The organism is Halomonas sp. 707D4 (genome assembly GCF_024158685.1).
GTDB lineage: Bacteria > Pseudomonadota > Gammaproteobacteria > Pseudomonadales > Halomonadaceae > Vreelandella.
In genome coordinates, this window is record NZ_JAMZBD010000129.1 from 1 (window position 1) to 7,434 (window position 7,434).

Annotated in this window: 6 protein-coding genes; 2 read left to right on the top strand and 4 right to left on the bottom strand. The window is 66.2% G+C overall.

Going from position 1 to position 7,434, the window contains the following annotated elements; genetic code table 11:
- On the top strand, positions 1 to 2,492 hold a 2,492-nt coding region (locus BIS11_RS07475; protein ID WP_253585878.1), incomplete at its 5' end, for a NahK/ErcS family hybrid sensor histidine kinase/response regulator.
- Positions 2,493 to 2,567: 75 nt separating this feature from the next.
- Here BIS11_RS07475 and BIS11_RS07480 read toward each other — a convergent pair.
- The 3 genes from BIS11_RS07480 to BIS11_RS07490 form a co-directional block, all read right to left on the bottom strand.
- Complete coding sequence (locus BIS11_RS07480) at positions 2,568 to 3,230, bottom strand: response regulator transcription factor (protein ID WP_253425593.1); 663 nt, start codon at positions 3,228 to 3,230, stop codon at positions 2,568 to 2,570.
- Between the two features lie 243 nt (positions 3,231 to 3,473).
- Entirely contained in the window at positions 3,474 to 5,423 is a 1,950-nt protein-coding gene (gene acs, locus BIS11_RS07485; RefSeq protein ID WP_253425595.1) for an acetate--CoA ligase, read from the bottom strand.
- A gap of 168 nt (positions 5,424 to 5,591) precedes the next feature.
- Positions 5,592 to 6,140, bottom strand: a complete 549-nt coding sequence (locus BIS11_RS07490) for a SprT-like domain-containing protein (RefSeq protein WP_253426486.1) — start codon at positions 6,138 to 6,140, stop codon at positions 5,592 to 5,594.
- A gap of 85 nt (positions 6,141 to 6,225) precedes the next feature.
- Between BIS11_RS07490 and BIS11_RS07495 the strand changes: the two genes are divergently transcribed.
- Complete coding sequence (locus BIS11_RS07495; RefSeq protein ID WP_253426488.1) at positions 6,226 to 6,891, top strand: YecA family protein; 666 nt, start codon at positions 6,226 to 6,228, stop codon at positions 6,889 to 6,891.
- 3 nt (positions 6,892 to 6,894) lie between these two features.
- Here the strand turns inward: BIS11_RS07495 and BIS11_RS07500 are convergent.
- On the bottom strand, positions 6,895 to 7,434 hold a 540-nt coding region (locus BIS11_RS07500), incomplete at its 5' end, for a phospholipase D-like domain-containing protein (RefSeq protein ID WP_253585879.1).

Below are 7,434 nucleotides of genomic sequence, written 5' to 3' on the forward strand. Positions count from 1 at the left end.
CCACGGCACTGTTCGGGCTGAACCTCGGCGGCGACAGTTTCACCCACGGCGTGATGCTGTCGCTCGGGGTGAACCTGTTCTGCTACATCTTCGTCTCCCAGATCAGCTCCCAGCGGGTGGTCGAGCGCATCCAGGCCTCTCTGTTCGTCGACAGCGTCGAGACCCGCCAGACCTCGGTGAACCGCCCCTGGACCGGCGCCACCACCGTGGGCGATCTCAAGGTGCTGTGCGAGCGCTTTCTGGGCGCGGGCCAGGTGGATCGCGCCTTCGAGGACTACGCCCGGCGCACCGCCAAGCCGCTCGACGACGGGGCGCGCGCCTCGATCGACGTGATCCAGTTCACCGAGCGCTTTCTCGCCTCGGTGCTCGGCGCCTCGTCCGCGCGCATCGTGGTCAACTCGGCCCTGCAGGGGCGCGGCATCGGCATCTCGGACGTGATCTCGATCGTCGACGAAGCCTCCCAGGTGCTCGAGTTCAACCGGGCGCTCTTGCAGGCGACCATCGAGAACATCAACCAGGGCATCAGCGTGGTGGACCAGAACCTGCGCCTGGTGGTGTGGAACCAGCGCTACCTGGAGCTTTTCCGCTTCCCCGATCACCTGATTCGCGTCAGCGCCCCGATCGACCGCATCTTCCGCTACAACGCCCACAACGGCGAGTACGGCCCGGGGGACCCGGAGGAGCACGTGGAGCTTCTGCTCGACAACATCCGAAAGGGCCAGCCCCACCGCTACGTGCGCTACCGCCAGGACGGAAGCGTGCTCGAGGTGCAGGGTACGCCGATGCCCGGCGGCGGCTTCGTCTACACCTACCAGGACATCACCCAGCAAAAGCGTATCGAAGAGGCGTTGATCCGCTCCGAGAACAACATCCGTATCTACACCGACAACGTGCCGGCCCTGATCGCCTACTTCGACAAGGAGAGCCGCTACCTCTTCACCAACCGCGCCTACGAGCAGGCCTTCGCCATCGACCGCAACGCGGTGATCGGCCGGCGCTTCGAGGACGTGCTGCCGGTCAAGCAGGCCGAGGAGCGCCTGCCCTGGGTGAAGCGGGCGCTCGCCGGCGAGCGGGTGAGCTTCGAGGTCGCCATGCGGGTGGATGCACGCATGCGCTACATGCTGGTCACCTATACGCCGCACTTCGGCGACAGCCAGTCGATTCTGGGCTTCTTCGCGCTCTACCAGGACATCACCGAGCGTCGCCAGGCGGAGATCGCCCTGCAGGAGACCAACGAGACCCTCGAGGAGCGAGTGCGCGAGCGTACCCAGGCGCTCTCCAAGGCCAACGCCGCCCTGCGCCAGGAGAACCGGGTGCGCGCCGAAGCCGAACAGGCGCTGCGCCAGGCCAAGCAGCTGGCAGAAGATGCCAACGCCTCGAAAACGCGCTTTCTCGCCGCAGCGAGCCACGACCTGCTGCAACCCTTGAACGCCGCGCGCCTGTTCACCTCGGCGCTGATGCAGAACGAGCCGGAGAGCGCCAACCAGCGCACCATCGGCCATATCGACAACTCTCTACAAGCCGCCGAGGAGCTTCTGGGCACGCTGCTGGACATCTCCAAGCTCGACGCCGGCGCGCTCACCCCGCGGCGCAGCCATTTTGCGCTGGCTGACATCGTGCGCCCGCTGCGCGCCGAGTTCGACGTCATGGCCGACGAGCGCGGGCTCGACCTGAACGTGGTGGCAACCTCCCTCTGGGTCGACTCCGACCCGCAGATGCTGCGGCGCATCGTGCAGAACTTCCTGTCGAATGCGCTGCGCTACACGCAGCAGGGCCGCGTGCTGCTGGGCTGTCGGCGCCAGGGCGAGCGGCTCTCCATCGAGGTGTGGGACAGCGGCCCGGGCATTCCCGAATCGAAGCTCACCGAAATCTTCCAGGAGTTTCGCCGCCTCGACCAGGTCTCGCGCCACAAGGAGAGCGAGAAGGGGCTGGGCCTGGGGCTGTCGATCGCCGACCGCATGAGCCGGGTGCTCGATCACCCGATCAAGGTGCGCTCCAAGGAGGGCAGCGGCACGGTGTTCTCGGTGAGCGTGCCGGTGGTGGCGCCCCGCGAGGCCGCCCCGGCCACCCAGGAGACGCCGACCCGGCGCGGCGGCAACAAGCTCGCCGGTGCGCGCATCGTGTGTATCGACAACGAGACGCTGATTCTCGAGGGCATGAGCGCGATGCTCGGCGGCTGGGGCTGCGAGGTGTTCACCGCCACCAGCATCGGCGGGGCGAAGTCCATCCTGCGCAACATGGACGGCGACCCGGACGCGATTCTGGCGGACTACCACCTGGACAACGAAGTGACCGGGCTGATGGCGCTGGAAGCGCTCGACGAGCGACTCGAAGGCGCGGTGCCGGGCATCGTGATCACCGCCGACCGTACCGAGGAAGTATCAGAGCTGATCAAGCGCGCGGGCTACCAGCTGCTGTTGAAGCCGGTCAAGCCGGCGGCGCTGCGCGCCCTGCTCACCCGGACCCTGCAGGCCAGCCGCGCCAGGACCTGAATCCAGCGGATCCAGAACGCGAAGACCCCGCTTGCAGAGAGCACAAGCGGGGTCCTCAACACCGGAAGGCGGGGATCAGGATTCGACTTTCGGCGGCTCGACCTCGAGCTTCTGGGCAGCGATTACCGCCTGGGTGCGCGAGTGCACGCCAAGCTTGCGCAGGATCGCGGTGACGTGGGCCTTGATGGTGGCTTCCGAGACGTTGAGCTCGAAGGCGATCTGCTTGTTGAGTAGCCCTTCGGTGAGCATGTTCAATACGCGAAACTGCTGCGGGGTGAGCGAGGCGATCGCTTCGGCGAAGCGCGACTCCTCTTCGCTGGTCTCGTCCAGAATGCTCGCCATCGCCTCGGGCAGCCACACCTCCCCCTGGAGGATTTCGCCGACCGCCTCGGCGATGCGCGCGAGCGACGACGACTTGGGAATGAAACCGGAGGCACCGTAGTCGATGGCGCGGCGCACCACGTAGGGCTCGTCGCTGCCGGAGACCACCGCCACCGGCACGTCCGGCATCTGGCCGCGCAGCTGGATCAGCCCGGAGAAGCCGTGGGCGCCGGGCATGTGCAGATCGAGCAGGATCAAATCGGCGTCGGGATGGCGATTGACCGCCTCGGTAGTAGCCTCCATGGTATCGGCTTCGACGATCTCGGCCTGGGGGGCCAACTGACGCAACGCCTGGGTAAGCGCTGCTCGAAACAGCGGATGATCGTCTGCGACGATAAACTTGTGGGCTACTGCCATGATACTCCTCCGGTTCCTCGAGCGCGGTGGCTGCGCCGCGACGGCTCGCACATACGGTCACAGCATGGTACCCCATGGGCTTCGGGATGCAAAAGCTTCACCATGCACAATTTGTTATCGTTTCACTGGGCGCTGAAAACGGCGATGCCGGCGGATAGCCGGCATCGCTGCATTCAGAACGTGCGCTTAACTTAACATAGCAAAGCGCCCCACGTACGCTCTTGTGCGCCTTCGTTGTCGCCCTTATTGATTGGCGCGGTGCTCGATCAGATCGTCGACCACCGACGGGTCGGCGAGCGTACTGGTGTCGCCAAGCCCGTCGCACTCGTTGGCGGCGATCTTGCGCAGGATACGGCGCATGATCTTGCCCGAACGGGTCTTGGGCAGCCCCGGCGCCCACTGGATGACGTCCGGCGAGGCGATCGGCCCGATGTCCTTGCGCACCCACTGCACCAGCTCCTTTCTGAGCTCGTCGCTGGGCTCGACGCCGTCGTTCACGGTGACGTAGATGTAGATGCCCTGCCCCTTGATGTCGTGGGGGAAACCGACCACCGCCGCCTCGGCCACGGCGCTGTGCGCCACCAGCGACGACTCGATCTCGGCGGTGCCCATGCGGTGGCCGGAGACGTTCAACACGTCGTCGACCCGGCCGGTGATCCAGTAGTCACCGTCCTCGTCGCGCCGGCAGCCGTCACCGGTGAAGTACATGCCGTCGTAGGTCGAGAAGTAGGTCTGCACGAAGCGCTCGTGATCGCCCCAGATCGAGCGCGCCTGGCCCGGCCAGGCGTCCAGGATCACCAGGTTGCCGTCGGTGGCGCCCTCGAGGATGTTTCCTTCGTTGTCGACCAGCGCGGGCTTGACGCCAAAGAACGGTCGGGTCGCGGAGCCGGGCTTGAGATCCGTGGCGCCGGGCAGCGGCGCGATCATGATGCCGCCGGTCTCGGTCTGCCACCAGGTGTCGACGATCGGACATTTCTCGTCGCCGATCACGCGGTAGAACCACTCCCAGGCCTCCGGGTTGATCGGTTCGCCCACGGAGCCGAGGATGCGCAGCGAATCGCGCGAGCTCGATTCCATCACCTTGTCGCCGTGGGCCATCAGCGCGCGCACGGCGGTGGGCGCGGTGTAGAGGATGTTGACCTGGTGCTTGTCGACGACCTCGCCGATGCGGCCGTGGCTCGGGTAGCTCGGCACGCCCTCGAACATCACCGTGGTCGCGCCGTTGGCCAGCGGCCCGTAGACGATGTAGCTGTGCCCGGTCACCCAGCCGACGTCGGCGGTACACCAGTAGACCTCGCCTTCCTGGTAGTCGAACACGTACTGGTGGGTCATGGCCGCGTAGACGAGATAGCCGCCGGTGGTGTGCTTGAGCCCCTTCGGCGCGCCGGTGGAGCCGGAGGTATAGAGGATGAACAGCGGATCCTCCGCGTTCATCGCCTCGGGCTCGCACTCGGTGGACTGGCCGTCGACCAGGTCGTGGAACCAGAGATCGCGGCCTTCCTGCCAGTCGATGTCGCCGCCGGTGCGCTTGACCACCAGCACGTTCTGGCACACCTCGGTGCCGTCGCGGGTCAGCGCGGCGTCGACGTTCTCCTTGAGCGGCACGTGCTTGCCGCCGCGCACGGACTCGTCGGCGGTGATCACGAGCTTGGAGTCGGCGCCGATGACGCGCTGGGCGACGGCGTCCGGCGAGAAGCCGCCGAACACCACCGAGTGCACCGCGCCGATGCGCGCGCAGGCGAGCATCGCCATGGCGGCCTCGGGAATCATCGGCATGTAGAGCGTGACCGTGTCGCCGCGCTGGATGCCGAGCGACTTCAGCGCATTGGCGAGCTGGTTGGTGCGCGCGTATAGCTCGCGGTAGGTGATGTGCTTGGAGTCCGCCGGGTCGTCGCCTTCCCAGATGATGGCGGTCTGGTCGCCGCGCGTCTCCAGATGGCGGTCGAGGCAGTTGGCGGCGACGTTGAGCGTGCCATCCTCGAACCAGCGGATATCGACGTTGTCACGGGCAAAGGACGTGTTCTTGATGTTGCTCGGCGCCTTGATCCACTCGAGCCGCTTGGCCTGCTCGGCCCAGAAACCTTCCGGGTCGTCGATCGAGCGCTGGTAGAGCGTCTCGTAGGTCTGCCTGTCGGCCCAGGCGTTGGCAGCGATCTCGTCGCGTACCGGATAGACGTTCTTGTGCTCGCTCATGACGTTGCCTCTGTCCGTGAAAGTGCAATGATTCGAAAAGGGCGCCGGCCTCACACGTCCCGTGCCAGCATGGCTAATATTTACCTAGCATAAACCGCCAGGGCACGCCTTCATCTTAGACATTGGTATTATCTAATTTTCCATTAAAAACATGATCTTAAACGACAATCAACAGGCCTTGCCATCAATGAAGCGCAGCGCCTGACCGCACTGGCGACAGCGATAGCGACGCCCCCGCGTGCCCTGGGCGTGGCGCTGGGCGGTGAAGAGGTGCTCGCGGCAGTCGCAGCGGTAGCGGTAAGGGCGACGCTGACTCTGGGCGATGTCGAAACGGTGGGTCACCCGGGGCACCAGGCCGAAGAGCTCGCGCATCACGGTCTGCCACTCGCGCCCGTGAGGCTTGAGCCGCGTTCCACCATCGAGATGGAACACCAGCCAGTGGGCCATCTCGTGAGGAATGACCTCGTCGAAGAATGCCGCGCGGTTCTCATCGAGCAGTACCGGGTTGAAGCGCAGCCCGCCCCGGCCAAGGTGCGCCTGCCCGGCGCCAGCGCCCTTGAGATCGAACCACACCTTTGGCGCGGGAAGCGCCGGATGCACCTCTCGGGCGAGCACAAGGGTCTCGTCGACACGCGCCCGGACGGCATCGAGAAGGGCATCGAGGGTCAGCGCGGCCAGGTGCCGCGCGGGCCATTCGGGCAGTGGAGAAGAGCGCATTGGTGGTAGACTGGCCGCGATGTGGAGCGTGCGATTGTGCGTGATCGCGCGGCAATTCTCAAAAACGTATCGAACGAGGCCTTGCATGGCAGACAACGCTGAACCGCGCCCGCCCGAACCGCTGCTGGACGACGAGGCGCTCGACCGGCTGGACGACTTCCTCGACTCCGACCGGGTCGGCGAGGACGCGCTGGATCTGATCTCCGCCCACGGCTTTCTGGTGGCGCTGGCCGTCGCGCCCAGCGAGCAGCCCGTGGAGGCCTGGCTCGAGGAGCTGTTCCAGGGCGAGCCCGCCTACCAGAGCGAGGCCGAGCGCGAGGAGATCACGGGGCTCTTGAAGACGCTGCGTGACAACGCCGTCGAGGTGCTTGAACAGGGGGGGCTTCCGGAGCTGCCTTTCGAACTGACCCTCGACGGCCTGCCCGCCGAAGAGACGCCGATCGGCGACTGGTGTGCCGGCTTCATGGAGGCGGTGTTCAGCGACGAGGCCGCCTGGTTCCAGGACGACGAGGAGGCCGCGGCCACCCTGCTGCTGCCCTTCATGCTGCTGTCGGGACTGTTCGACGACGAGCCGGACATGGTGGAACTGGCCGGCGACACCGCGCGTCAGGAGGAGCTGGTGGCCCAGCTGCCGGAGCTGGTGCTCGATCTTTACCTCAACTACCGCGTGCCGCCGGAAACCCCCAAGCCCAAGCCACGCCCCAAGAGCCCCGCCAAGGCGAAGAAACCCGGCAAGGGCAAGAAACGCTAGGTACTATTTCAAGCGCGTCACCACCGCGTCGAGCAGGCCGTAGAGCCACTCCTTGACGCGCTGGTGCCAGGGCCGCGCCGCCCAGCGCGCGGCGTCGACCTCGCTGCTTTCCGCGAAGTTGCGCTCGAACAGTGCCTGCACCTCACACGCCATGGCCGGCGACTCGATCTCCTGGTTGGCCTCGAGGTTGTAGTGCAGGTTCCAGTGGTCGAAGTTGCACGAGCCGATGCTCACCCACTCGTCCGCCAGCACGAACTTGGCGTGGATGAAGGTAGGGTTGAACTCGAAGATACGCACGCCGGACTTCAGCAGCGCCTGGTAGAAGCGCTGCCCGGCGTAGCGCACGCCGGGATGGTCGTGTTTCTGGCCCGGCAGCAGCAGGCGCACGTCCACCCCGCGCCGGGCCGCCCGGGCCAGGCGCCGGCGCAGCGCGAAGGTCGGCACGAAGTAAGGCGTGCAGAGCCACAGCCGGGTCTCGGCACTGCCGACCCGCTCGTGAAGCGAGTGGCGAATGGCCTGGTAGCGGTAGCCCCGTGCCGGCAT